This is a genomic window from Streptomyces griseobrunneus (genome assembly GCF_046713465.1).
In the GTDB taxonomy this organism is placed as follows: domain Bacteria; phylum Actinomycetota; class Actinomycetes; order Streptomycetales; family Streptomycetaceae; genus Streptomyces; species Streptomyces microflavus.
This window is the reverse complement of record NZ_CP177080.1, coordinates 1635440-1659509: the sequence shown is the minus strand read 5'-3', so window position 1 is coordinate 1659509 and position 24070 is coordinate 1635440. Positions and strand designations below refer to the sequence as shown.

24 protein-coding genes and 5 pseudogenes are annotated in these 24070 nt (G+C 71.7%); 22 read left to right on the top strand and 7 right to left on the bottom strand.

Features of this window, described 5'->3' with window-relative positions; translation table 11 throughout:
* The first annotated feature begins 418 nt into the window (after nucleotides 1-418).
* Complete coding sequence (locus ACK8N7_RS07375) at nucleotides 419-1462, top strand: LuxR C-terminal-related transcriptional regulator (protein WP_500441582.1); 1044 nt, start codon at nucleotides 419-421, stop codon at nucleotides 1460-1462.
* Nucleotides 1463-1464: 2 nt separating this feature from the next.
* On the opposite strand, the gene ACK8N7_RS07370 is transcribed toward ACK8N7_RS07375, so the two are convergent.
* Together ACK8N7_RS07370 and ACK8N7_RS07365 are read right to left on the bottom strand one after the other, a co-directional pair.
* Nucleotides 1465-1689: a hypothetical protein gene (locus ACK8N7_RS07370; protein WP_500441580.1), complete on the bottom strand. Its 225-nt coding sequence runs from the start codon at nucleotides 1687-1689 to the stop codon at nucleotides 1465-1467.
* Entirely contained in the window at nucleotides 1686-2006 is a 321-nt protein-coding gene (locus tag ACK8N7_RS07365) for a hypothetical protein (RefSeq protein ID WP_500441579.1), read from the bottom strand. Before ACK8N7_RS07365 ends, ACK8N7_RS07370 begins: the two co-directional genes overlap by 4 nt.
* Before the next feature lie 176 nt (nucleotides 2007-2182).
* On the opposite strand from ACK8N7_RS07365, the gene ACK8N7_RS07360 reads away from it, so the two are divergent.
* The 9 genes and pseudogenes from ACK8N7_RS07360 (at nucleotide 2183) to ACK8N7_RS07320 (ending at nucleotide 11907) form a co-directional block, all read left to right on the top strand.
* On the top strand, nucleotides 2183-3019 hold the full coding sequence (locus ACK8N7_RS07360; RefSeq protein ID WP_500441577.1) for a helix-turn-helix domain-containing protein: 837 nt from the start codon (nucleotides 2183-2185) through the stop codon (nucleotides 3017-3019).
* On the top strand, nucleotides 3006-3215 hold the full coding sequence (locus ACK8N7_RS07355; RefSeq protein WP_500441575.1) for a DUF397 domain-containing protein: 210 nt from the start codon (nucleotides 3006-3008) through the stop codon (nucleotides 3213-3215). Before ACK8N7_RS07360 ends, ACK8N7_RS07355 begins: the two co-directional genes overlap by 14 nt.
* A 256-nt stretch (nucleotides 3216-3471) precedes the next feature.
* On the top strand, nucleotides 3472-5769 hold the full coding sequence (locus ACK8N7_RS07350) for a M9 family metallopeptidase (protein ID WP_403211636.1): 2298 nt from the start codon (nucleotides 3472-3474) through the stop codon (nucleotides 5767-5769).
* 157 nt (nucleotides 5770-5926) lie between these two features.
* Nucleotides 5927-7090, top strand: coding sequence for an NAD(P)/FAD-dependent oxidoreductase (locus tag ACK8N7_RS07345; protein WP_500441573.1), 1164 nt, complete (start codon nucleotides 5927-5929; stop codon nucleotides 7088-7090).
* 70 nt (nucleotides 7091-7160) lie between these two features.
* Nucleotides 7161-7466: a (2Fe-2S)-binding protein gene (locus tag ACK8N7_RS07340; protein WP_500441571.1), complete on the top strand. Its 306-nt coding sequence runs from the start codon at nucleotides 7161-7163 to the stop codon at nucleotides 7464-7466.
* Nucleotides 7447-9072, top strand: coding sequence for an FAD/NAD(P)-dependent oxidoreductase (locus ACK8N7_RS07335; RefSeq protein ID WP_500441569.1), 1626 nt, complete (start codon nucleotides 7447-7449; stop codon nucleotides 9070-9072). Before ACK8N7_RS07340 ends, ACK8N7_RS07335 begins: the two co-directional genes overlap by 20 nt.
* Nucleotides 9073-9130: 58 nt before the next feature.
* Nucleotides 9131-10034: pseudogene (locus ACK8N7_RS07330) on the top strand (dihydrodipicolinate synthase family protein).
* A 44-nt stretch (nucleotides 10035-10078) separates the two neighbouring features.
* Nucleotides 10079-11080, top strand: coding sequence for a proline racemase family protein (locus ACK8N7_RS07325; protein WP_403211585.1), 1002 nt, complete (start codon nucleotides 10079-10081; stop codon nucleotides 11078-11080).
* 122 nt (nucleotides 11081-11202) lie between these two features.
* Nucleotides 11203-11907: a GntR family transcriptional regulator gene (locus tag ACK8N7_RS07320; RefSeq protein ID WP_403211583.1), complete on the top strand. Its 705-nt coding sequence runs from the start codon at nucleotides 11203-11205 to the stop codon at nucleotides 11905-11907.
* Nucleotides 11908-11926: 19 nt separating this feature from the next.
* Here ACK8N7_RS07320 and ACK8N7_RS07315 read toward each other — a convergent pair whose 3' ends face one another.
* Nucleotides 11927-12712, bottom strand: coding sequence for a PucR family transcriptional regulator (locus tag ACK8N7_RS07315; RefSeq protein WP_500441567.1), 786 nt, complete (start codon nucleotides 12710-12712; stop codon nucleotides 11927-11929).
* On the opposite strand from ACK8N7_RS07315, the pseudogene ACK8N7_RS07310 reads away from it, so the two are divergent.
* Nucleotides 12678-12770: pseudogene (locus tag ACK8N7_RS07310) on the top strand (2Fe-2S iron-sulfur cluster-binding protein); the annotation flags it as partial. The gene ACK8N7_RS07315 and the pseudogene ACK8N7_RS07310 sit on opposite strands and share 35 nt — an antisense overlap.
* Before the next feature lie 40 nt (nucleotides 12771-12810).
* Nucleotides 12811-13624 (top strand): annotated as a pseudogene (locus tag ACK8N7_RS07305) (xanthine dehydrogenase family protein molybdopterin-binding subunit); the annotation flags it as partial.
* Nucleotides 13625-13861: 237 nt separating this feature from the next.
* On the opposite strand, the gene ACK8N7_RS07300 reads toward ACK8N7_RS07305, so the two are convergent.
* Nucleotides 13862-14356, bottom strand: a complete 495-nt coding sequence (locus ACK8N7_RS07300) for a MarR family winged helix-turn-helix transcriptional regulator (RefSeq protein ID WP_500441566.1) — start codon at nucleotides 14354-14356, stop codon at nucleotides 13862-13864.
* A 211-nt stretch (nucleotides 14357-14567) separates the two neighbouring features.
* Between ACK8N7_RS07300 and ACK8N7_RS07295 the strand changes: the two genes are divergently transcribed.
* Both ACK8N7_RS07295 and ACK8N7_RS07290 read left to right on the top strand, forming a co-directional pair.
* The gene (locus ACK8N7_RS07295; protein WP_500441565.1) at nucleotides 14568-14843 is read left to right on the top strand and encodes a hypothetical protein; all 276 of its coding nucleotides are present in this window, start codon (nucleotides 14568-14570) and stop codon (nucleotides 14841-14843) included.
* 268 nt (nucleotides 14844-15111) lie between these two features.
* A pseudogene (locus ACK8N7_RS07290) lies at nucleotides 15112-15363 on the top strand (SGNH/GDSL hydrolase family protein); the annotation flags it as partial.
* 89 nt (nucleotides 15364-15452) lie between these two features.
* Here ACK8N7_RS07290 and ACK8N7_RS07285 read toward each other — a convergent pair.
* Nucleotides 15453-15647: pseudogene (locus ACK8N7_RS07285) on the bottom strand (nitroreductase family protein); the annotation flags it as partial.
* A gap of 219 nt (nucleotides 15648-15866) precedes the next feature.
* On the opposite strand from ACK8N7_RS07285, the gene ACK8N7_RS07280 reads away from it, so the two are divergent.
* From ACK8N7_RS07280 to ACK8N7_RS07265, 4 genes are all read left to right on the top strand, one after another.
* Nucleotides 15867-16916: an iron-siderophore ABC transporter substrate-binding protein gene (locus tag ACK8N7_RS07280; protein WP_403211577.1), complete on the top strand. Its 1050-nt coding sequence runs from the start codon at nucleotides 15867-15869 to the stop codon at nucleotides 16914-16916.
* A gap of 50 nt (nucleotides 16917-16966) precedes the next feature.
* A complete protein-coding gene (locus ACK8N7_RS07275) occupies nucleotides 16967-18004 on the top strand; it encodes a FecCD family ABC transporter permease (protein ID WP_403211575.1) in 1038 nt (345 codons plus the stop codon).
* Nucleotides 18001-19068, top strand: coding sequence for a FecCD family ABC transporter permease (locus ACK8N7_RS07270; RefSeq protein WP_403211573.1), 1068 nt, complete (start codon nucleotides 18001-18003; stop codon nucleotides 19066-19068). Before ACK8N7_RS07275 ends, ACK8N7_RS07270 begins: the two co-directional genes overlap by 4 nt.
* An 80-nt stretch (nucleotides 19069-19148) precedes the next feature.
* Nucleotides 19149-19688, top strand: coding sequence for a hypothetical protein (locus ACK8N7_RS07265; RefSeq protein WP_403211571.1), 540 nt, complete (start codon nucleotides 19149-19151; stop codon nucleotides 19686-19688).
* Nucleotides 19689-19812: 124 nt separating this feature from the next.
* Here the strand turns inward: ACK8N7_RS07265 and ACK8N7_RS07260 are convergent, their stop codons facing one another.
* Both ACK8N7_RS07260 and ACK8N7_RS07255 read right to left on the bottom strand, forming a co-directional pair.
* Nucleotides 19813-20469: a DedA family protein gene (locus ACK8N7_RS07260; protein WP_500441561.1), complete on the bottom strand. Its 657-nt coding sequence runs from the start codon at nucleotides 20467-20469 to the stop codon at nucleotides 19813-19815.
* A 69-nt stretch (nucleotides 20470-20538) separates the two neighbouring features.
* On the bottom strand, nucleotides 20539-21423 hold the full coding sequence (locus tag ACK8N7_RS07255) for an SIS domain-containing protein (RefSeq protein ID WP_403211567.1): 885 nt from the start codon (nucleotides 21421-21423) through the stop codon (nucleotides 20539-20541).
* A gap of 206 nt (nucleotides 21424-21629) precedes the next feature.
* On the opposite strand from ACK8N7_RS07255, the gene ACK8N7_RS07250 reads away from it, so the two are divergent.
* The 4 genes from ACK8N7_RS07250 (at nucleotide 21630) to ACK8N7_RS07235 (ending at nucleotide 24067) form a co-directional block, all read left to right on the top strand.
* Nucleotides 21630-22427: a DeoR/GlpR family DNA-binding transcription regulator gene (locus ACK8N7_RS07250; protein ID WP_358723572.1), complete on the top strand. Its 798-nt coding sequence runs from the start codon at nucleotides 21630-21632 to the stop codon at nucleotides 22425-22427.
* Between the two features lie 137 nt (nucleotides 22428-22564).
* The gene (locus ACK8N7_RS07245; protein WP_015612061.1) at nucleotides 22565-22969 is read left to right on the top strand and encodes a cell division protein SepF; all 405 of its coding nucleotides are present in this window, start codon (nucleotides 22565-22567) and stop codon (nucleotides 22967-22969) included.
* Nucleotides 22970-23082: 113 nt separating this feature from the next.
* Nucleotides 23083-23442, top strand: coding sequence for a nucleotide pyrophosphohydrolase (locus ACK8N7_RS07240; protein WP_403211565.1), 360 nt, complete (start codon nucleotides 23083-23085; stop codon nucleotides 23440-23442).
* A 124-nt stretch (nucleotides 23443-23566) separates the two neighbouring features.
* Nucleotides 23567-24067 carry a DUF6099 family protein gene (locus tag ACK8N7_RS07235; protein ID WP_403211563.1) on the top strand — a complete coding sequence of 167 codons (501 nt, stop codon included), beginning with the start codon at nucleotides 23567-23569 and terminating at the stop codon, nucleotides 24065-24067.
* Nucleotides 24068-24070: the final 3 nt, after the last annotated feature.

Below are 24070 nucleotides of genomic sequence, written 5' to 3'. Positions count from 1 at the left end.
GCGCGCCCGCCGCACCGCCCGTCTCAGGATGCGAGACGTTTCTCTGTCAATTTCGAGGAGAAAAAGGCCGGATAGGGAATGATGCCGATTGCGCTTTTTGTGCATCAGCCCCAGGCCGAGTCTTTTCGTTCCTGTGGTGCACGGCGTGCGCGTCGTGAAAAGCAAGTATGCGCAGCGCTGACGGTCCGATACATACCATCACCTTATCGATGTGATTGTTTCCATGTTTCACTGCGGGGGTTTCCCGTTTGTGAAATTTCCCGGGCGAGTTCCTGTGAATCGGCCCGGGTGAGGTGCCACTGCTGCTTTTGTCCGGGCGCATTTTTTGCGTCACGGCCATCCTTTCGCATATTCCGGCGACGATGCGAGCCTGCCTGTCGTCCTGACCACGCATTGCGGCAACACGAAGGATGAGCAGATGGCGCCAGAACCTGACATAACGCCACTTACCGAGGTGCGCCTGTGCGAGGAGGGACTGCGGCGCTACCGTGAGGCGCTGGAGGCGGGGACGGTATCCGGTGAAGTGCCCGGATGCCTCATCAGGTCCGGGCTCCTGAGGCCGCTGCCCGGCGGACGGGCCGTGTACGTGCCTGTTCCCCCCAAAATCGCCGAATCTCAACTTGCGCGTCATATCGAGCGTGACATCGAAGAGCGCCGAAAAACCCTGGAAGTCCTGCATTCATCCTTCCTGGCGGCGGAAGCCGTCTATCGAAAGGTCCAGCGCCGGGCGGAGCTGCCCATCGAGCCGCTGAGCGGTGAGGAGGTGATCGGTGAGGCGCTCCGGAAGGCCGTCGGATCCTGCAAGGAGGAGTTGCTGACCGCGCAGCCCGGCGGCGGCCGGTCGCCCGCGCTGCTCGCCGAGGCGTTGCCCCGCGATCTTGCTCTGCTGGGGAAGGGCGTACGGCAGCGCACTCTCTATCAGCACAGCGTACGGTCGCACGCTCCCACCCTGGCCTACATCGAACAGGTCCTCGCCGAAGGCGCCCAGGTCCGTACCGTGGATGAGATCTTCGAGCGCGTCATCGTCTGTGACCGCTCGGTCGCCTTCATCCCGGGGACCGCGGAACGCAAGAGCACCGCGCTGGCTCTCCGTGACCCGGGGGTGATCGAGTTTCTGGCCAAGATGTTCGATCATGCGTGGGAGCGTGCCGAGCCCGTCGCCATCAGCATCGAACGGCACCGCCCCGACCTGCTCACCAGCTCGGTCCGCAGGACCGTGCTCCGCATGGTCGTCACCGGCCACACGGACGAATCCATCGCGTCCCGGCTGGGCATGAGCGCCCGCACCGTGTCCACCCACATCCGCAAGGTCTCCGAGGCGCTGGGCAGCCGCAGCAGGGCCGAGCTGGGCTACCTCCTCTCCCAGCGGCGGCTGCTCGAACAGGGCAGCGCCCCCATGGGCGAGCTCCCCGGCTCCCCGGCTCCCGGACGCCGGCAGCCCACGAGGGAGTCCTGCGGCTGACGTCAGAGCGGGCTCCGGCTGCGGGCGTTCACCTCGGCGAGCTGGGCGCTCAGCAGTTCGGCGCGGCTGAGCGGCCGTACGTCGGCGGGGTCCGCCTCCCACGCGCGCCCACCCCCGAGCGGGCCGAGCCGGAGGTGGGCGCCCTGGTGGCCGAGCACCACCCCCACCCGGTCGGACCCGCTGTCGTGGACGGCCGCCCCGACCGCCGGGCCACCGTCCTCCCTCACCCGGCCAGCCCGTTCGTGATGGCGGTCGCCAACGCGTGGGCCACGGGGGCGGAGCAGACCCCGAGGTGCACGAGGGCGTACCGGATCTCGCCCGAACGCTCCGAGGCCTCGCCGTCCGGCGCGGCGGCCGGGGCGTCCTCGGGGACGGTGTCGGCCCACGGGGTGCGGACGTCCATGGCGGGAAGCTGGATACCGGCCCGGGTGAGGGCTGCGGCGAGTGCGTCCCGCGCGTCCAGCGCCTCCTTCACTTTGGCGGCCCCGGAGTTGGGGGCGGCACTCTGCGGTGTACGGCGGGGGAGGGGCGGCCTGGACGTCATGACGTCCTCCTTCGGCTGGATGTTGGACGGAAGGGGCGCCCCGGCCGCACGTCCTGAACTACCGTGCGTGAGGGGCTCATTACGAGAATGGCCTGGCCAGGGGTGCGATCCGGCCGGAGCCGGGAGCAGCTTCCCGGCCGGGAGAACCACGTTCCACACGTTCCACGGAGGACGCGATGCCGACGAGGCGAGCGGTCACGGGCCGCAGCAGGGAACCACGAGCGCGCTTCGCGGAGGAGCTACGGCTCCTGCGCACGGCGCGCGGCCACAGCCTGCGGCAGCTGGGCGACCGGCTGGGCTGGGACTGGTCGCTGTTCGGCAAGATGGAGAAGGGCGAGACGGTCGGCGGCCCGGAGGTGGTCCAGGCGCTGGACGTCCACTACGGGACGCCGGGGCTGCTGCTGGCGCTCTGGGAGCTGGCCGTCAGCGACAAGACGCAGTTCAAGGAGCGGTACCGGCGGTACATGGCGCTGGAGGCCGAGGCGGTGAGCCTGTGGCACTTCGCGGTGAGCGTGCTGCCGGGGCTGTTGCAGACACCTGCGTACGCACGGGAGGTGTTGTCGGCCGGTGGGCTCAAGGGGGAAGCGCTGGACCAGCAGGTCGACGCGCGGATGGGGCGGCGAGAGCTGCTTGCCGGCGAGGATGCGCCGCAGTTCCGGACCATCCTGTCGGAGGCCGTGCTGCGGACGTCGCTGCGCGGTCCGCAGGGGTGGAAGCAGCAGTTGGAGTATCTGTTGGAGGTCGGCGAACGGGATGACGTAACCCTGCAGGTAGCACCGTTCAGTGCGGGCTTGCACGGTCTCACCAACGCTGACGTCATGTTCCTGCGCTTGCCCGATGGGCGTACCGTGGCGTATGCCGAGAACGGGTACAGGGGCGAACTCATCGAGGACTCTGTAACGGTTGAGCGGCTGCAACGTGCGTACGATTCGGTGCGCGACCTGGCTCTTTCGCCGGCCGAGTCGCGGAGATTCATTCTGCGCATCCTGGAGGAAGTACGTGCGAGCCCTTGATCTGAACGCAGCCACTTGGCGCAAGAGCAGCTACAGCAACCAGGACGGCGGCCAGTGCCTTGAGGTTGCCGACGACTTCGCCCGGGTCGTTCCGGTCCGGGACAGCAAGAACCCCCAAGGCCCCGCGCTCACCTTCGCGGCCGCCGGCTGGTCGTCGTTCGTCGCCGCTGTGAAGGACGGCGACCTGAGCGCCTGATCCGACGCCGTTATGACGATGGCCCCCGCTGACACGTTCAGCGGGGGCCATCGTCGTGTCCCCCCGGGCCGAAAGTCGCGCCGGGTGCCTTCTCAAAGCTAGTGCTGTGTGAAATTGTACTGTCGCACAGCACCTTGCGTGTCCATGTCAGCAGCATCGATGTGCGAGGTGCCGCTCCGCCATCCCCACCCACCCTCATCCCCCACACCCGTCCCGGGTGAGCCTTAAGAGGAGGCAGCTGGTGAAACCGGCATCGATGCGCAGACGCGCCGCGACCTTAGCCGCGTTGGCGCTCTGCATGTGCCTGGGTACGACCTCGTTCAGCACCCCGTCGTTCGCTTCCGCTCCGCGCCCCCCGGCGTCCGTCACGGACCCGGTGGACGGCGGTGGCGCGGAGATCCCGCCCGCCGCGTCCCACCTGCCGGACGCTGCGCCCGAACCCGACCACGTACGGGCCTCGGCGCTGCCCGTCGACGAGCGGGGCCCGGCCCCCGCGTCCGACGCGGCGTTCAGGCGGGACTACGACCAGCCTGCGGAAGGGTCCGCCACCGCTGCCGCCGCCTGCGATCCGGCGGACTTCACCTCGCGTACCGGCAGCGCCCTCGTCCAGCAGATCAAGGCGTCCGCCACGGAGTGCGTCAACACGCTGTTCGGCCTCACCGGCGAGAACGCGCGCCTGGCGTTCCGTGAGGCGCAGATGGCGACGGTGTCGTACGCGCTGCGCGACGCCTCGGCCGCCTATCCGGGCAACGGGACCACCGGCGTACCCCAGTTGGTGCTGTATCTGAGGGCCGGGTACTACGTGCAGTGGTACAACGAGCCGGTCGTCGGCTCTTACGGACCGGCGCTCACCACCGCGATACGGTCCGCGCTCGACGGGTTCTTCGCCTCGCCCCGCTCCCGCGACGTGACCGACGCCAACGGCGAGACACTCTCCGAAGCCGTCATCCTCATCGACAGCTCCCAGGAGAACGCCCGCTACCTCGATGTGGTCCGGCGGCTGCTCACCGGCTACGACACCTCGTACAACGCCCTCTGGAACATGCGGGCCGCCGTGAACAACACCTTCACCGTGCTCTTCCGGGGACACCAACTCCCCGCGTTCGTCACGGCGGTCACGGCGGACCGGTCCACGGCCGACACGGTCCACTCCTTCGCCTCCCGCAACCTCGCCCTGCTCGGCACCGAGCACGCCTTCCTCGTCACCAACGCGGGCCGCGAACTCGCCCGCTTCCTGCCGTACGAGGCGCTGCGCCCCACGGTCCGCCCGCAGGTCAAGGGGCTGCTCGACCGGACGTCCATCACCGGGGCGACGGCACCCCTGTGGGTGGGGCTTGCCGAGTCGGCCAACTACTACGACGCGGGCAACTGCGCCTACTTCGCGACCTGCGACCTCCCCGACCGCCTCGACAGGGCCGCGCTGCCGGTCCGGCACGACTGCAGCGGCAGCCTGCGCATCCGCGCCCAGGAGATGTCCGCCGCCCAACTCGCCTCCACCTGTACCAGCCTGGCGGGCCAGGATGCCTTCTTCCATGACATCGCCCGTGACGCAGGACCGGTGGCCGGCGACCTCAACACCCGCCTCGAAGTGGTCGTCTACAACTCCAGCGACGACTACGGGACCTACGCGGGCGCCATGTTCGGCATCGACACGAACAACGGCGGCATGTACCTGGAGGGCGACCCCTCCGCCGCAGGCAACCAGCCCCGCTTCATCGCCTACGAGGCCGAGTGGCTGAGGCCGGACTTCCAGATCTGGAACCTCAACCACGAGTACACCCACTACCTCGACGGCCGCTTCACCATGGCCGGTGACTTCGCCGACGGCATGACCACCCCGACCGTCTGGTGGGTCGAGGGGTTCGCGGAGTACGTCTCCTACTCGTACCGCCAACTCACCTACGACGCGGCCATCGCCGAGGCGGGCAAGCGCACTTACCCGCTGAGCACCCTGTTCGACACCACCTACGACAACAGCGACAGCACACGCGTCTACCGCTGGGGCTACCTCGCGGTCCGCTACCTGCTCCAGTCCCACCGCGCGGACCTGGACACCGTCCTCCGCCACTACCGCGCCGGGAACTGGAACGCGGCCCGCACCCACCTCAAGACCACCATCGGCACCCGCTACGACGCCGGCTGGAACGCCTGGCTCACCGCCTGCGCCGCAGGCGACTGCGGAGAGGCCACGGACCCCACCGACCCGACCGATCCGCCGGACCTGCCCGAGTGCACCCTTCCCGAGCAGACCCGGCTCGACCGCAACTGCGCACGGTCCGGCGTCTCGGCCCGCGCCGGCGACTACGCCTACCTCACCCTGTATGTCCCTTCCGGAACAACGAAGTTGCGCATCAGCACCCACGGCGGAACGGGCAACGCCGACCTGTACCACCGGGCCGGTTCCTGGCCGTCGAAGACCGACTTCACCCACCGGTCCGCCAAGCCCGGCAACTCCGAGTCGGTGACCGTGAACAACCCCACTCCGGGGTGGAACTACGTCTCGATCGCCGCTGAACAGGCGGTGTCGGGGCTCGTGGTCTCCGCAGAGTACTGACCCTGGGGAGCCCGGCACTTCTGACGCCGACGACCCGCTCCCGCCCGGGGGGAGCGGGTCGTCGGCGGGTCGGAAGCGGGTCGGAAGCGGGCCGGGACGGGGTCTTGGCAGGCTCTGAGCCATGTGACATGTTACTGACGTGCTCAAGGGAGAGTCCGTGGATCTCGTCGTGATCGGCGCCGGAGTCGTCGGTGCCGCGTGCGCCTACTACGCCGCTCAGGCCGGTCTGTCCGTGGCCGTGGTCGACCGGGGGCCGGTCGCGGGCGGCACAAGCGGAGCGGGTGAGGGAAACCTCCTCGTCTCCGACAAGGAGCCCGGTCCGGAGCTGGAGTTGGCCCGTGCGTCGCTCCGGCTCTGGAGTGACCTCGCACAAGTCCTACCCACTGACATCGAGTTCGAGGCCAAGGGTGGTCTCGTCGTCGCGGAGGACGGTGAACAGCTTTCAGCGTTAAGTGAGTTCGCCGCCGCGCAGGCCCGGTCCGGTGTCACCGTGGAGGAGGTCGGTCCCGGCGGCCTTCACGACCGGGAGCCCCACCTCGCGCCCGGCCTCGCCGGAGGGTTCCACTACCCCGAGGACGCCCAGGTGCAGCCCGCCCGGGCCGCCGCCCGCCTGCTGGAGTGTGCGGGGCGCGCGGGGGCGCGGCTCCTCCTGGGGGAGGAGGTCACGGCCGTCACGACCACCCCGGAAGGCCGGGTGAGCGGGGTGCGCACCGCGCGCCGCCGGCTCCTGACCGGAGCGGTCGTGAACGCGGCGGGCACCTGGGCGGGCCGGATCGCGGAGCTCGCGGGCTCCTACCTCCCCGTCCAGCCGCGACGGGGCTTCGTCCTCGTCACCGAGCCTCTGCCCCCGCTGGTCCGGCACAAGGTCTACGCGGCGGGGTACGTCGCCGACGTGGCGAGCGGGGACGCCGGGCTGCAGACCTCGCCGGTCGTGGAGGGCACCCCCGCCGGGCCCGTCCTCATCGGCGCGAGCCGGGAACGGGTGGGGTTCGACCGCCGTATCTCGGCCGAGGCCGTCCACCGCCTGGCCGCCGCCGCGACCGGCCTCCTCCCGGTGCTGGCGCAGGTGCGCGTTCTCCGGGTCTACTGCGGCTTCCGCCCGTACCTGCCCGACCACCTGCCGGCCATCGGCCCCGACCCGTACGTACCCGGCCTCTACCACGCCTGCGGCCACGAGGGCGCCGGGATCGGCCTCGCCCCGGCGACCGGGCTGGCCATCGCCCGGCAACTGACCGGTGGGGCAACGGATTTCGACGTCGGCCCCTTCGACCCGGGCCGGTTGGCCGAACCCGCCGGTGTGTCTCCACGGAACGGCAACTGACCTTCCGGCACGCGCGCATTCGCGTACCCGGGTTCCCGGGTTCCCTTACGAGAGAAGGGAAGAGCGGTCCATGCGACACCGAGCCGAACCACCCGCCGAGGCCGGGCCCGTCCGCTTCGCCTTCGACGGCCGCGCCGTAGCCGCCCGCCAGGGGCAGAGCATCGCGGGCGCCCTGTGGGACCACGGCATCGTCGCCTGGCGCACCACCCGCGTCGGCGGACGGCCGCGAGGGGCGTTCTGCGGGATGGGCGTCTGCTTCGACTGCCTGGTCGTCGTCAACGGTGCACCCGGTCAACGCGCTTGCCTCGTAAGGGTGTCGGAGGGTGAAACGGTCATCTCGCAGGAAGGGCACGGGCGTGACGAGCTCGGCAGCTGACGGCACGCGGGGGAGCAGGGGCTCGGCGCCCGGCGGTACGTCGGGCAGGGCAACCCCGCTCGACCGTACGGCGGACAGTACGGCCCCGGCCCCGGCCCCGGCGCCGGGCGGATACGACCTGGCGGTCATCGGCGCCGGGCCCGCAGGCCTGGCCGCCGCCGTCACCGCGGCCGACAGCGGCCTGGACGTCGTCCTGATCGACGCCTCGGAACGCCCGGGCGGCCAGTACTTCCGCCATGCCGCCCCCGGGCTCGCCCCACAAGGGAAGCCCGTCCACCACAAGCGGGCCACCTTCGCCGCGCTGTCCGCCCGCCTGGCGGCACACGTGCGCGGAGGCAGGATCACCCACCTCCCGCGCCGCCACGTCTGGACGGCCGAAGGCGGCGGCCCGGCGGCGGACCCCGAACGCTGGACACTCCGCCACGTCCCGGTCGACGGCGCACGGGCCGAGGGCGCACCGGCCGCCCCCACACCCGCAGACGGCATAAGGATCACGAGAGCCCGCTGCCTCCTGCTGGCCACAGGCGCCTACGAACGCCAACTCCCCTTTCCCGGCTGGACCCTGCCCGGGGTGGTCGCCGCCGGAGGTGCCCAGGCGATCCTCAAGGACTCCGGCGCGCTCCCCGGCCGGCGCATCGTCGTGGCCGGCAGCGGACCGCTCCTGCTCGCGGTCGCCGTCTCCCTGGCGGAGGCGGGCGCCGGCATCCCGGTGCTGGCCGAGGCCGCCTCGTACACCGGCTATGCCGGCCGTCTCGGTGTGCTCGCCCGCAACCCGGCGAAGGCGGTGGAGGGAGCCCGGCTCGCGGCGGATCTCCTGCGGTACCGGATCCGGCCGCGCACCCGCAGCGCGGTCGTCCGGGCGCACGGTACGGACCGGGTCGAGGCGGTCACCCTCGCCACCCTCGACCGGGAATGGCGGCCGGTGGCCGGGACCGAAGTGCGGATCGCCTGCGACGCGCTCGCCGTCGGCCACGGGCTCGTCCCCCAGCTCGAACTGGCCGTCGCTCTCGGCTGCACACTGCGCACCGCACCGGACGGGACACCCGCCGTCGAGGTCGACGGCCAACAGCGCACCGACATCGCGGGGTTGTGGGCGGCAGGTGAACCGACCGGCATCGGGGGCGTCGAACTCGCGCTGCTGGAGGGCCGGTCGGCAGCCCTGAGCGTGGCGGCCGCCCTCCATGGCGGCGGGCGCAACGCCGGATCGCGCGCGGCCACCGCCCGGCAACGCCGCTTCGCCGACCTCATGGCCTCGGTCCACCGCCCCGGCGTCCACTGGCCGCAGTGGGTCACCCAGGACACCGAGGTCTGCCGCTGCGAGGAGGTCACCGCCCATGAACTGCGGCAGGCGCACGAGTTGGGGGCCCGGGACGTGCGGAGCGCCAAGCTGCTCACCCGGGCCGGGATGGGCTGGTGCCAGGGGCGCCTGTGCGAGACGGCCGTCACCTGCCTCGCGGCCGGTGGCGACGGCTCCGCCCCTCTCGCCCCCGCACGCCGGCCGCTCTCCTGCCCGGTGTCGCTCCAGGACCTCGCGGAGTCCGCTCCGGCCACCGGTCCCGGTACCGACCCCGGCCCTGCCACCACCCCAGGCACACCAGCCCTCTGACCTCCCAGCTTCCCGCCGGCCTCAGCCCGACCCCGCCTCCGACCCAAGGAGTTCGCCGATGCCCCGCACCCGCACCCACCCCTGGCACGGCGTCATGGTCGCCACCGCGCTGCCGTTCCGCGACGACCTCTCCGTCGACCTCGACGCCTTCGCCGGCCACGTCCGCTCGCTCATCGACGCGGGCTGCGACGGCGTCGTCCCGAACGGGTCCCTCGGCGAGTACCAGACCCTCACCGACGACGAGCGCCGCCGGGTCGTCGAGACCGCCGTCGAGGCGGCTGGCGACGGGGCCCGGGTGATGCCGGGCGTCTCCGCCTACGGGAGTGCGGAGGCCCGGCGCTGAGCCGAGGAGGCGGCGCAGGCCGGGGCGGGCTCGGTGCTGCTGCTGCCGCCCAACGTCTACCGGGCCGACGAGGCCGCCGTACGCGCCCACTACGCCGAGGCGGCCCGCGCCGGGCTGCCCGTGGTCGCCTACAACAACCCTTACGACACCCGGGTAGACCTCACCCCCGCCTTGCTGGCGCAGCTCCACGAGGCGGGGGACATCGTCGCCGTGAAGGAGTTCACCGGTGATGTGCGCCGGGCCTGGGAGATCGCCGAGCGCGCCCCCGGGCTCGACCTGCTGATCGGTGCCGATGACGTCCTGCTGGAACTGGCCGTGGCCGGGGCCGTCGGCTGGATCGCCGGATTCCCCAACGCGCTCCCCGGCTCCTGCACCGCTCTCTAACCGCGCGGCGGTCGCCGGTGACCTGGACACCGCCGTACCGCTGTACCGGCGTCTGCACCCGCTGCTGCGCTGGGACTCCAGGACCGAGTTCGTCCAGGCGATCAAGGTGTCCCAGGACGTGGTGGCCGACGGGAGCGGCGGACCCTGCCGGCCTCCCCGTACCCCGCTCTCCTCCCAGGACGAGGCGACCGTGCGGGCGTTGACCGAGAAGCTGCTCGCCGAGGGCCTGGACTGAGGCATCGGATACATCCCGTCCCACCATGACGAAGGAGCAGAGCTGTGCGCAGCCGCCGCATCATCCACACCGTGGACTCCCACACCGAGGGCATGCCGACCCGAGTGGTCACCGGCGGCATCGGGACCGTACCCGGAGCCACCATGGGGGAGAGGCGCACCTACTTCCAGGAGCACCTCGACCACCTCCGGACCTGGCTGATGTACGAGCCGCGCGGCCACGCGGCGATGAGCGGGGCGATCCTCCAGCCGCCCACCCGGCCCGACGCGGACTGGGGCGTGCTGTTCATCGAGGTGTCGGGGCTGCTGCCGATGTGCGGGCACGGCACCATCGGCGTCGCCACCGTGCTCGTGGAGACCGGGATGGTGACCGTCACCGAGCCCGTGACCACGGTCCGGCTCGACACCCCCGCCGGGCTGGTGGTCGCCGAGGTCCGGGTCGAGGACGGGGCCGCCACCGCCGTGACCCTGCGCAACGTGCCCTCGTTCACCGTCGCCCTGGACCGCCGTGTCGAGGTCCCCGGGTACGGCACGGTCACCTACGACCTCGCCTACGGCGGCAACTTCTACGCGATCCTCCCCCTCGACCGCCTGGGCCTGCCCTTCGACCGGGCACGCAAGGACGACATCCTGCGGGCCGGGCTGGACATGATGGCCGCCGTCAACGCCACGGACCCGCCCGTCCACCCGGAGGACACGTCGATCACCGGCTGCCATCACGTCCAGCTCCTGGCCCCCGGCTCGACCGCCGCGCACTCCCGCCACGCCATGGCCATCCACCCGGGCTGGTTCGACCGGTCGCCCTGCGGCACCGGCACCTCCGCACGCATGGCCCAGCTCCACACCCGGGGCGAACTGCCCTTGCACCGCGACTTCGTCAACGAGTCCTTCCTGGGTACGTCGTTCACCGGCCGGCTCGTGGAGGAGTGCCGGGTGGCGGGGGAGCCGGCGGTCGTCCCGACGATCACCGGACGCGCCTGGATCACGGGCACCTCGCAGTTCCACCACGACCCGAGCGACCCGTTCCCGGACGGCTTCCTGCTGTGAAGGACGTCGGCCCCGACCCCCTCCGGAGGTGAACTCCCTTCGGGTAACGTGACATTGCACCGACGCCTCCTCGTGGGGCCGACGGTTCCGTAGCGAAGACGCCCGAAGTCCCGGAGGACGCCGTGGTCACCCTGCAGTCGCGCAAGCTCGTGTCCCCCACCGAGAACCTGCGCGACCAGGTGGCCCACGCGCTGCGTGCCGCGCTCATCGCGGGGGAGATCAAGCCCGGTGGCGTCTACTCGGCCCCCGCCCTCGCCGCCGAGTTCGGCGTCTCGCCCACACCGGTCCGGGAGGCGATGCTCGACCTCGCCCATGAAGGGCTGGTCGAGGCCGTACGGAACAAGGGCTTCCGGGTGACGGAGATGACCGAACAGGACCTGGACGAGTACACGGAGATCCGTACGCTCATCGAGGTCCCCACCGTCGGCAAGGTGGTCCGGACCGCGACCCGGGAGCAGCTCGAAGCCCTGCGCCCCGGCGCCGAGGCCATCGTGACGGCGGCCCGGGGGCACGACCTCATCGGCTACCTGGACGCCGACCGCCGCTTCCACCTCGACCTGCTCGCCCTCGGCGGGAACCGCCACCTCGTCTCGGTCGTCGGCGACCTCCGCAAGCGGTCCCGGCTGTACGGTCTCACCGAGCTCGACGAGGCCGGGGTGCTCGTCGACTCCGCGGAGGAGCACGTGACGCTGCTCGACCTGATGATCGCCCAGGACGCAGAGGCGGCGGAGGCCCTGATGCGCCACCACCTGGAGCACGTACGCACCCTCTGGGCCAGCCGTCCGCAGCCGGAGAAGCGCAGCGCGCTCACCCTCCGACGCCGCTGACTCCTCCGGTCCGCCGGGCTCAGCGGCAGAGCAGCGCCGTCTTCAGGTCCAGTTTGTGATCGAGGCGGGCCAGATCGCGGCCGGTGAGCAGCTCCACGCGCCCGATGCGGTAATGCACGGTGTTGACGTGCAGATGCAGGGCCTCGGCCGTCCGCGCCCAGGAGCCGTTGTGCGCCAGGAAGGTGTCGAGGGTCTCCAGGAGCATCCGGTGGGAGGGGTTCGTGCCGTCGGCGAGCGGGCCGAGCGCGTGGACGCCGAAGGCCGTCCGCAGGTGGGCGGGGATGCCCGCGAGGAGGGCGTCCAGGGTCGTCAGGTCCTCGACCGCGGTGAGCTGCGCGGCGCCGTCCGCGCTCCCCGTCCGAACCGCCGCCGTCAGCGCGTAACGGGCCTGCTCCAGAGCGCCGTTGAGCTCCTGGGCGGCGGCCGGGGTGCTGGTCCCGCCGTACGGGAGGGTGGCGTCGTCGCAGGCGTCCAGCGTGGGCCAGAGGCCCTTGAGCGTGGCGACCACGGCACCTGGAGCACCAGCACCCGGAGCACCGGAGTCCGTGGCGATGACGGCGGCCGTCCCGCCCGTCGCCAGGCGGGCCGTCGCGAACCGGTGGCCCGGCAGGTGGCGCAGAACCTCGTCCAGGGCCTCGGCGCCCGCCTCCGCCGCCCCCTCCTCCGCTCCCATGGAGACCGCGATCACGGTGTACGGGCCGTGGTCCGGCAGAGCGCAGGCGCGCCTGGCGGGCGCGGACGGTGAACTCCACCCCGTACAGCAGAAGTTCCTGGACGCACAGGGCTTCCAGTGCGGTTTCTGCACCGCCGGGTACCTGATGACGACGGCAGCCCTCGAAGAGGAGCAACTGGCCGACCTGCCAAGGGCGTTCAAGGGCAACATCTGCCGCTGCACCGGCTACCGGGCCATCGAGGACGCGCTGCGCGGCGTACGGCAAGGAGGAGGACCTGGAGATCGCCAGCTACGGCCTCGACCAGTGCCTCCAGGTCGTACGGGACGCGATCCAGGAGTACGGGGACGGGCCCGGCGACGACGTCCCGGAAGGGTGGCTCGTCGGCCAGGGCACCGGGATGCCGATGATTGCCACCGGGCCGCCCGGCGGCCACTTCGCGGACGCCACGGTGAAGCTGCTCCAGGACGGTACGTACGACATCGCCGTCGGCACCGCCGAGTTCGGCAACGGCACCACGGCCGTCCACAAAGGCAAGGCGGTGATGAAGGCCGCCGACGCCCTCGCCGTACAGCTCCTGGAGTTCGCGGCCGAGCATCTGGGGGCGGCTTCGGGGGAGTGCAGGCTCACGGCGGACGCGGTGGAGCGCGCCGGGCGTGTGGTCAGCCTCAAGGAGCTGTTCCGCGGGCAAGGTGATGAACCCGATGCAGTGCCGGGGCCAGGTCGAGGGCGGGGTGGCGCAGGCGCTCGGGGCGACCCTCTTCGAGAACGTACGGCTCGACGGGCGCGGCGAGGTGACCACGGCCGCGTTCCGCCGCTACCGGCTGCCGCAGAACGCCGATGTGCCGCGTACCGAGGTGCACTTCATGGAGACCTCCGACGCGATCGGCCCGCTGGGCGCGAAGTCGATGAGCGAGAGCCCGTTCAACCCGGTCGCCCCGGCCTTCGCCAACGCGCTGCGCGACGCCACGGGGATCAGGTTCACCGAACTGCCGCCGACCCGCGACCGGGTGTGGCTGGCGCTCGACGCGGCGGGAAGGGGCTGACGGCCGCTTCCGAAGGGCCGGGAGCCGACGGATCGACCGGGGCACGCGCCCCCGGGAGGTCCGGCGTCGCGAAGCGGGGCGGCAGGTCGGGGGTGAGCAGTGACCGTGCCTGGACCATGGATCCCACCTGCCTCGCTACGGGAGTCCGGGCGGGCTCCCACCAGTGATTCGGAGCCGCATGGCAAGGGGATTGGCCGGGCCCGCACCCGTCGGCCGGGCCGGCGCACCGGCCTCGGCTCAGTGCACGTCGAGGATCTTGCCCATCAGCCGGGTCAGGGTCCGGCGCTCGGCCGCCGTGAGGGCGCCGAAGGCCCGGTCCAGCAGGTGCGGAACCCCGCTCTCTGCCTCCTCCAGCACCGGCCCGGCCTCCGGCGTCAGCGTCACCGCGTAGGCCCGGCGGTCCCGGGGATGGCGCTCACGGCGTACGAGGCCGGAGTCCTCCAGCCCGTCGATGCACCCCACCATCACGCTCCGGTCGATCCGCAGCTGCTCGCTGAGCTCCTGCTGGGAACAGGGGCCCACATCGCTCAGCATCTTCAGCACGAGGTGCTGGGCCATGGTGAGCTGCCGCCCGGCCAGCTCCTCGTCGAGCGTGCGGGTCACCACCGTCGTGGCCCGGCACAGGGCGATGTCGGGCCGTTCCTGCGCCAGTCGGGAGAAGTACCGGTCGCGCCCGCCGGCCTCCGGCTTCCGGCTGGGCGAAGTGAGGCGGGAAGGCTGTGGGGCGGCCATGACTGCTCCTCCTGGGTTCAGGCCCACCACCCTAGCGCCGCATCGACGCGGCGGACCGGCCGCGACGGGCGCTGCGAGGGTCGGAGGCGGTTAAGTATGCTGCAAGATTGTCTGGGCACAGACTATTTGCGCTGATACGTTTGGGGCTCGCGTCGGCCCTGCGCCGCCGTGGATCCGCCCCCTGCCGCCCGGCCCCGGAAGGTGGCCGCCCATGTCGACCGACGCCACCCCCGTACCGTCGCATCCGCCCGTGGAGCGGCTGACCCCGGACGACCCCCGGCTCTCCTTCGACGGCATCACCGGCTGGAGCCTTGAGGACGGTGGCAACGGGGACGGGAACGGTTTCAGTACCGGCGGTGGTCTGCTCCCGCTGCGGATCCCCCTGGACCGGCTCGACACCACCCTGTCGGCCAACCTCGCGCGGCTGGCCCGTACCACCGCCGGGGTCCGCTTCGCGGTCCGGACCGACGGCCTCCATCGATCTTGAGGTGGAGAACAGCCCCGGCGGCTCACCGCTGGACGTCCGGGTCGACGGCCTCCTCGCCCACCGCTGGACGGGCGGGCCCGGCCGCCACCGGATCGCCTTCGCCCTGCCCGCCGGGGGCGCCCGCCCGGCGGAGGCGGAGGTCTGGCTGCCGCATCTGAGCGCCACCCGGATCGCGGCGGTCTCCCTGAGCGGCCACCGCTCGCCGCCGGCCGCGGTGGACCGGCCGGGCGCCCGGTGGGTGGTGTACGGCAGCTCGATCGTCCACTGCATGTACGCGGCGGGCCCCTCGGAGACCTGGCCCGCTCTCGTGGCGGCGGAGCGCGGGTGGCGGCTGCGCAACCTGGGGCTCGCGGGGGAGGCCCACCTCGATCCGCTCCTCGCGCGGACGATCCGGGACGCGCCGGCGGACCTGATCACCCTGGAGCTGGGCATCAACGCCTACATCCGGGGCGGGTTCACCGCGCGGACCTGGGGGCCCGCCGTCTGCGGCTTCGTGGAGACCGTCCGCGACGGCCACCCGGACACCCCGGTCGTGGTGCTCACCTCGCTCGCCGCGCCCGGCCGCGAACAGGCCGTCAACAGCGCCGGGATGACGCTGGTGGAGACCCGGGCCGCACGCCTGGCGGGGTCCGTCACCAGGGCGAAGTCCCAGCGTTGCCGGTTGCGGCCGGTGGGGGCCTGGGCGGCGAGCCGCAGGCACTCCTCGATCAGGGCGCGTTCCACCGGCCGGTCCAGGTCCAGGCGTCTGCGTACCGCCCGGGTGGTGGTCAGAACTTCGTCGGAGGTCAGGTCGAGCGGGGGCATGAGGCTCCGTCCGTACGGCGGTCGGCAAGGCCGGCGGTCCGCCCAACGGTATCGAGAAATAGTCTGTCGGTCAATCATCTTTAGAGAGATTGAATGGGTAGCGATTGTGGGTGAGTCGCACTCCGGGGAGGGTGGATAAGGGCCCACCGGAGGCCCCCTGTTACGTTTAGCTTAGGCTTGCCTAACTCTCACTCGTTCGTCCAACCATGAGGAACACCCATGCTCGGCTTCACCCGCGTGCGTCGTCACACCCTTGCCGCTTCGGCCACCGCCGTCGCCCTCGCCGTCGTCCTGGCCGGCTGCTCCTCGGACGGTGACAGCGGCAAGGACACGGCGAAGGACGCGGGGAAGAGCGGCGGGGCCTTCCCCGTCTCGATCAAGAGCTCGCTCGGCACCGCGAAGATCGACGAGAAGCCCGAACGCATCGTCACCCTCGGCCAGGGTTCCGCCGAGACCGCGATAGCCCTCGGCCAGACCCCGGTCGGCATCGAGAGCTACCCGTGGGGCAGCGACAAGTCCGGCTACCTCCCGTGGATCAACGAGGCCGTGAAGAAGTCCGGCGACAAGCTCCCCAAGCAGTTCGCGGGCGGCGAGGAGATCGACTTCGAGGCCATCACCGAGCTGGAGCCGGACGTCATCCTCGCCCCCTGGTCGGGCATCACGCAGAAGCAGTACGACGTCCTCAAGGACATCGCCCCCACGGTCGCCTACCCGGACCAGGCGTGGAGCACCGACTGGGACCAGCAGATCGACATCATCGGCAAGGCGCTCGGCCGGACCGAGGACACCGACGGCCTCAAGACGAAGATCGAGAAGCAGCTCGCCGACGCCGCGGCCACCCGGCCGAACTACAAGGACGTCACCTTCTCCTACATCTACAACTCCGGCCCCGGCACCCTCGGCGTCTTCAAGCCCGAGGAGCAGCGCGTCAAGATGGTCTCCTCGCTCGGCCTGAAGGTCGACCCGGTCGTCAACGGCTTCAAGGAGACCCCCGGCACCGACTCGGCCCTCATCGGCCTGGAGAACGCCGAGAAGCTGAAGGACAGTGACCTGGTCTTCACGTTCTACACGGACGCGAAGAACCGCAAGGAGATCGAGGGCCAGAAGCTGTACGGCGCGATCCCCGCGATCAAGAAGGGCGCCGTCGTCGCGAGCAACGACAACTCCTTCGTCACCGCCTCCTCGATCATCAACCCGCTGACCGTGCCGTGGACGATCGAGCGCTACCTGCCGATCATCGACGAGGCCGTCAAGAAGGCCGGCAAGTAACCCCGGCCGGGTATCCGAACCGCCGAAGCCACCAGGCACACTTCACTCCCATGGCAACCACCACGGTCGCACCGCCGAGCGGCGCCGGTACCTCCCGTACCGGCGCCGCTCGGACGGCGTTCCTCCTGCTCGCGGCGGTCGCCGCGCTGGCGGTCGCGCTCTGCGCGAGCGTCATGTTCGGCAGCCGCTCCACCTCGCTCGGAGATGTTCTCGACGTCCTCGGCTCCCGCGCCGACGCCAACGTCACCGCCATCATCGAGAGCCGCTACCCCAGAACCGTCCTCGGTGTCCTCGCCGGACTCTGCCTCGCGGTCGCCGGCACCCTCATGCAGGGAGTCTCGCGCAACCCGCTGGCCGAACCCGGCCTCCTCGGCATCAACGCGGGCGCCTCCGCGAGCATCGTCGCCGCCACCGCCTGGTTCGGTGCGTCGGGTGCCACCGACACCATGTGGTGGGCACTGCCCGGAGCACTGGTCGCCGGAGTGCTCGTCCATGTCATCGGCTCCGCCGGTACGGGCACGAGCGTGGTGCGCCTGGTGCTCGCCGGCGCCGTGCTCACCGCCGTACTGATGGCGTTCATCCAGGCCGTGACCCTCAGCAAGCCGCAGGTGTTCGACAGCTACCGCTACTGGGTGGTCGGAGCGCTCGGCGGCCGGGACTTCGACGTCTTCTGGTCCGTCCTGCCCTTCGCCGCCGTGGGCTTCCTCCTCGCCCTGGCCCTCGGCCCCGGCCTCAACACCCTGGCCCTCGGCGACGCCACCGCCGTCTCCCTCGGCTCGAACCCGGCGCGCACCCGGGGCGGCGGGCTCCTCGCCGCCACCCTGCTCAGCGCCGCCGCGACCGCCGCCGTCGGCCCGATCGCCTTCGTCGGCCTCGCCGTACCGCACGTCGTACGGGCCCTGGTCGGCGTCGACTTCCGTGTCCAGACGCTGTTCTCCGCGCTGCTGGGCCCCACCCTGCTGCTCCTCGCCGACGTCGTGGGCCGGGTCGTCATGCGCCCCACCGAACTCATGGTCGGCGTCGTCACCGCCTTCGTCGGCGCACCCGCGCTGCTCATCGCCGTACGCAGGATGCGGGGCACGACATGACCGTCACCGAGCCCCTTCGAGAGTCCGTCAAGGCCCCCCGCGGCTACCTGGTCGTCGGCCGCACCGTGGCGATACCGATGCGCCGCGCCTCCGTCCTCGCGGGCGCGGGCCTCCTCGTCCTCCTCCTCGTCGCCGCCGTGGCGACGCTGACCTGGGGGCGTCTCGGCCTCGACCTCGCCGACCTGCCCGCGGCCCTCGTCGGGGACGCGGAGGGCAAGGACCGCTTCGTCTTCAACCGGCTGCGCGGCCCCCGCCTCACCGTCGCCATCGGGGTCGGCGCGGCGCTCGGCCTCTCCGGCGCGCTGTTCCAGTCCGTCACCCGCAACCCCCTCGGCAGCCCCGACGTCATCGGGCTCTCCGCCGGAGCCGGGGCGGGCGCCGCGATCTGCGCGCTGATGTTCCCCGACACGGTCCCCGTCGCCGTCGGCGCCCTCATCGGCGCGGTCGTGGCGATGGCCCTCGTGTACGTCTCCACCGGCACCGGCTTCCGCAACCCCGCCCGGCTCGTCATCGCCGGTATCGGGGTCGCCGCGATGGGCGCCGCCGTCACCCAGTACGTCGTCTACGCCCTGGAACGCGACAAGGCGTCCGTCCTGACCGCCTACGTCAACGGCAGCCTCACCGCCCGCTCCTGGACCGACGCCACCACGATCTGGCTGGTCCTGCTCGCCACCGCCCCGCTGACCGCGCTGATCTCCCGGCGGCTCGACATCGGCGAGATGGGCGACGACATCTCCGAAGGGCTCGGCTCCGAACCGAGGAAGGCCAAGACCCTCGCCGTGGCCCTCGCCATAGCGCTCTCGGCGGCCGCCGTCAGCGTCTCCGGACCCATCGCCTTCATCGCCCTGACGGCCCCGCAGATCGCCAGGCGCCTCACCCGCGGATCCGGCCCCCACCTGCTGCTCTCCGCCCTCACCGGCGGGCTGCTCCTGGTGGCCGCCGACCTCTGCGCCCAGCAGCTGCCGCTCTTCGAGGACCTGCCGGTGGGGATCTACACCATGGCGATCGGCGGCGCGTACCTCGGCTGTCTGCTGGTACGGGAGTGGCGCCGGGGCGTGCTCTGACAGCCGGTCTCAGGCTCCGGCGGCCGTCCTGAGACGGTGACGACTGGTCACGTACAGGTTCGTGGACCATACTGCCCGCCGTGGAGCAGAGCATAGATTCGAACAAGAAGCCCGAGTTCGCCGCAGGCACCGACCCGGCGTTCATCCCCCTCCCCGGCCTGGCGGCGCCCGCCGCGATCCGGAAGACCGAACCGGAAGCGGAGGCCGGTACGGAGACGGACCCGGAGCCGGAGGACGCGCCCCGAGCGGAAGACGCGGCGGCTCCCGGATCCGACGCCGAGCCGGAGTCGGAGGCGGAGTCCGACGCCGAAGTGCAGGCGGAGGAGAAGGAGGCCGAGGACGGCCCGGTCTTCGAGGTCAGCGACCGCCGGGGCTCGATCCGGGTGGCCCGGGAAGGCATCAGGTTCCGGCTGGACGACCAGGAGGCCGAATTCGACTGGGCCGAGATCGGCGCGGTGGAGATGAACCCGGCCCGGTTCGGCCGCCGGTTCACCGTGACCGTGCACCTGTCGACCCGGCGCTGGTTCAACGCCGAGGTCGAGGCGGCGAGCCGGACCCAGCTCAAGGAGTGGCCGGCCGAGCTGGACGCCGCTCTGGACGCCTACTTCGAGGAGTCCTGAGCGGGCCGGCCGGACCCCGGACGCCTCCGGGCGGCCCTCCCGGCGCGCCGCGGCGTCCGGGAGCGCCGGGCGGTGCTCCGGGGCGGGCGGTGCCGGGCGGTGGATCCGTGCGGGGCGTCGCCCGTCACTCGCCGCGCCGGGAGCCCTTGCGGCCCCGGACGCGCATCACCACGTAGAAGATCAGCGCCAGCGCGGCCAGCCCGAGCACCACCTTGGACAGCAGTCCGACGTACGTTCCGACGACGTCCCAGCGGTCGCCGAGCCAGTAACCCGCCATCACCAGCAGGGTGTTCCACACCAGGCTGCCCGCCGTCGTCAGGCCGACGAACACCGGCAGCGGCATGCGCTCCACACCCGCGGGCACGGAGATCAGGCTCCGGAAGACCGGCACCATCCGGCCCAGCAGGACCGCCTTCGTGCCGTGCCGCGCGAACCACGCCTCCGTACGCACCAGGTCCGAGGCCTTGACCAGCGGCAGCTTGGCCCACAGGGCGTGCATCCGCTCCCGGCCGAACACGGCCCCGATCGTGTACAGCGCCAACGCCCCGACGACGGAGCCGAGTGTCGTCCAGAACAGGGCGGAGGCCAGGCTGAGCACGCCCTGCGACGCGGCGAACCCGGTCAGCGGGAGGATGATCTCGCTCGGCAGCGGCGGGAACAGGTTCTCCAGGGCGATGGCGAAACCGGCACCCGGCCCGCCGAACGTCTCGACCAGGCCGGTGGCCCACCCCGCGATGCCGCCCTCGGGTTCCTCGGCGGCAACTGGCAGTGCGAGGTGCATGAGGGCTCTCCGGCGTGGGGGTGTCGGGTGCGTGGAGGGGCGTCGACCTCCTCCTGCGTCCATCCTCCCTCAGGCCTGGTCCAGCACCACCGACCGGGTCAGGTGACGGGGTGCGTCCGGGTCCAGCCCCCGCGCCGCCGCACGGGCGATCGCCAGCCGCTGTACGCGTACGAGGTCGGCCAGCGGGTCGAGTCCGCTCTCCACCCACTGGGCGCCCGTGGCGCGCACCTGCTCGCCCAGACCCTCGGGTGCGGCGCCGAACATCCAGGTCGCCGTACCGGACGTGGAGACGCTGATGGGCCCGTGGCGGTACTCCATCGCCGGGTAGGACTCCGTCCAGGCCAGTGCCGCCTCCTTCATCTTCAGCGCCGCCTCATGGGCCAGGCCGACCGTCCAGCCCCGGCCGAGGAAGGAGAACTGGGAGCGCTCCAGCAGCCCTTCGGGCAGCGGCTCGGCGAGCGCCCGCTCCGCGTCCCGTACCGCGTCCTCGGTGTGCAGACCGAGGTGGGCCCGGAGGAGGGTGAGGGCGCTCGTGGCGAACCGCGTCTGGACGACGGACCGTTCGTCGGCGAAGTCGAGCACGACGAGATCGTCGGCAGCCTCCCGTACCGGGGTCCGCGGATCGGCGGTGACGGCGACCGTCCGTGAGGCCGGGCGCACACGGTCCAGCAGCTCCAGCACCTCGGTGGTGGTCCCCGAGCGGGTCAGCGCGACGACCCGGTCGTAGCCGCGGCCGTGGGGGAACTCGGAGGCGGCGAAGGCGTCCGACTCGCCCTGGCCGGAGCCCTCGCGGAGCGCCGCGTAGGCCTGCGCCATGTAGAAGGAGGTGCCGCAGCCGACGACGGCGACACGCTCTCCGGAGGCGGGCAGGACGGCCCGGTGGCCATCGGCCAGTGCGGCGGCGCGACGCCAGCAGGCGGGCTGACTGGCGGTCTCGGTCTCGGCGTACGACACGTCTGCAACTCCACGGGACGAGGGGCGGAAGGAGCCTCGATGTAGAATCCTGCACGTTACATGCAGTTATCGAGCAAGAACAAGCATGGTGCGCGGGGTGCGGAGCCGGTCGCCGGGCTCCTGTGCGACGCTTGCGCGGTCCGGCCACCGGCGACCGCGTTCCCGGGAAGCGCGGAGCCCGGCACCGGACGGTGAAGGAGACGCACGTGGCCAGGGACGCCCGTTGGGACGCGCTGCTGGAACTCGTCGGCAAGCACGGCAGGGTGGAGGTCGAGGAGGCGGCGGCGGCGCTCGCCGTGTCGGCCGCGACCATCCGCCGCGACCTGGACCAGCTCGCCGAACAGCACCTGCTCACCCGCACCCGGGGCGGAGCGGTCGCGCACGGGGTCTCCTACGAGCTGGCCCTGCGCTACAAGACCGGCCGCCACGCCCCCGAGAAGCAGGCCATCGGTCGCGCGGTCTCCGGGCTCGTCGCCGTCGGCGAGGTGGTCGGCCTGACCGGCGGTACGACGGTGACCGAGGTGGCCCGCGCGCTGGCGGTCCGCCCCGACATCGTCGGCGAGACCACGGTCGCGGGCGGGCAGCCGACGCTCACCGTCGTGACCAACGCCCTGAACATCGCGAGCGAACTGGCGATCCGGCCGCAGATCAAGATGGTCGTCACGGGCGGTGTCGCCAGGCCGCAGTCGTACGAACTGACCGGCCCGCTGGCCGTCGGCGTGATGAACGAGATCACGCTGGACGTCGCTGTCCTCGGGGTGAACGCCATCGACATCGAACGCGGCGCCTACGTCCACCACGAGGGCGAGGCCAGCGTCAACCGGCTCCTCGCGGAGCGGGCCCAGCGGGTGGTGGTGGCGGCCGACTCCTCGAAGATCGGCAAGCGGGCCTTCGCGCGGGTCTGCGACCTCGGCCTGGTCGATGTGCTCGTCACCGACTCCCACATCACGGCGGAGGCGAGGGACCGGTTCGGCGAGGCCGGGGTCCAGGTCATCGCGGTGTGAGGGCGCGGTGTGAGTGACTCGATCCGGCCCTTCGCCGTGTCGTTGGTACGCCGAACGGGTGAGGGGCGAGAGGATTGCCCGATGAACAGTGAGCGCAGCCGGCGCGAACCCGACCGGCTTGACGACGGGGTGGCCCTGTGAGCAGGTACGACAGGTACGACAGATATGACGCCACCGACGAACAGTGGGAGGGGCTCGCCCAGGTCGTACCCCTGCGGGGCCGCGACGAGTGGCCGTCCCGCATCGACCACCGCACGGTCCCGGACGAGCGTGCGGCCGAACAGCGACGCCTGGTCGTGCTGCGGGTGCAGGTCTTCGCGGACGCCCGCGAGGTCGCGGAGTACCTGGTCGCCCAGGTTCCGGTGCTGCTCGACCTGACAGCGGCCGAGACGGACGTGGCCAAGCGGATTCTCGACTTCAGCAGCGGTGTGGTCTTCGGACTCGGCAGCGGCATGCACCGCGTCGACCGGAACGTCTTCCTGCTCGCCCCGGAGGGCATGGAGGTCGAAGGGGTCACACCGGCCGGGCTCGCCCAGTCCTAGGGCCTGTCGTAAAGCCCCGTCCCTCCCGCCCCTTCTCGTCGGCCTCGCCGCCGGACGCCCCTCGGGGCGTCCGGGGCGGCGGCGTCCGGGGCGGTGGTGGTAGACCTGGGGCCGTGACAGAACTCGATGTGGCAGAACTCCAGCGGCGGCTGGCCGCGTTCGCGGCGGCCCGGGACTGGGAGCAGTACCACACCCCGAAGAACCTGGTGGCCGCCCTCAGCGTCGAGGCCTCCGAACTGGTCGAGATCTTCCAGTGGCTGACGCCCGAACAGTCCGCCCGGATCATGGACGAACCCGAAGCGGCCCATCGTGTCGCCGACGAGGTCGCCGATGTCCTCGCCTATCTCCTCCAGTTCTGCGAGGTGCTGGGCATCGACCCGCTCCGGGCGCTGGCGGCCAAGATGGACCGGAACGAGAAGCGCTTCCCTGTCCCGAGCACGCCGGAACCCCAGGATCGTCACTCTTCGGAGTGATCGACTTATCCACAATCGACTTGGTGTCCACAGATTTCCGATTTCCTCTGGCCTTACGGTGCCATCTACCTCACTGTGGGTAATGAAAGAGGTGAGCGGGTTTTCGTACGGACGGGGGAAACGCATGGAAGCGGAGCGACTCATCGAGGCGGGGCGGCGGGCCCTGGCGGAGAGCCGGGGTGCGCCGGACGTGATGGCGGAGGCCTGGCAGGCACAGGCCCTCGCGCGGACGGTCGGCAGCCGGCTGGCCCTGCTCGGCCCGATGGAGTTACGGGGGGAGGCGCGGGCCCTCGGTGAGATCGGCGGCGGCTGCTCGGCGCCGGACCACCCGGCGGTCCTCTCCCGGGGAGCACGGGCGGCGCAGCTCTCCGGGATCGCCGATGTGCGGGCGGCCCTGACGGGTCTGGCGCTGCTCCTCGGCGAGGCCGGGATCGCGCTCGTCTCGGTGGCCTGCGACACGGGGGAGGACGGCCTCTACTGGCAGTGCATCGAGGCCATGGACGCGGCCGACGAGTCGCTCGACCGCGTGCACGGGCTGCTGAGACGGCTGGGGGAGCGGGAAAGGGAGCGCGACGGCCCCTACGGCGGGATACGCGGCCCCGCCCCGTCGGCGGCGGGGCCCTGAGGA